The 595-nt window shown below is 78.0% G+C and carries 1 pseudogene; it reads right to left on the bottom strand.

Going from position 1 to position 595, the window contains the following annotated elements:
• A pseudogene (locus tag U9R90_RS36695) lies at nucleotides 1–595 on the bottom strand (ATP-dependent helicase HrpB); the annotation flags it as partial.

The following is a 595-nucleotide window of genomic DNA, read 5'->3' on the forward strand; positions in this document are numbered from 1 at the left end:
CCCGTGCAACGCCGACCCCGCACCCACCTCAGCGGCAGTCCCAGAAGCCATCAAAAACGCCCCCGCACCCCGCGCCCGCGCCACCCGCTCCGGAAACGCGAGCGCGGCGACCACCCCGGCGGCGTACTCGTCACTCCGCGCGGAGCCGTCCGATGCCGAGGGCGCCGCGCTCCCCGTAAGGGCCGACGCCAGACGCCGGGTCTCCTTCTGCCAGCGCGCTCCGTACGCGTCGCCGCCGCGGCGGGCCGCGCGCCAGGCCGAGGCCAGGTCGTCCCCGTACTCGCGCGGCGGCTCCTCGCTCAGCAGAGCCACCACCTCTGCCGCGCGCTGGGCACCGACCAGCGGCGCCCCGTCCACCAGGGCGCGGGCCAGCCGTGGATGCAGCCCGAGGCGGGACATCCGTACGCCCCGCTCGGTAGGCCGGCCCGTCGCCGGCTCGACGGCGCCGATGGCGCTCAGGGTCTCGCGCGCCGCGGCCATCGCACCGCCCGGCGGCGGGTCGAGGAGCGCGAGGCCGGACGCGTCCGGATCGCCCCAGCACGCGGCCTGCAGCGCGAACGCCGCGAGGTCGGCCACCTTGATCTCCGGGGCCGGA

The organism is Streptomyces sp. E11-3 (assembly GCF_046540415.1).
Lineage (GTDB): Bacteria > Actinomycetota > Actinomycetes > Streptomycetales > Streptomycetaceae > Streptomyces.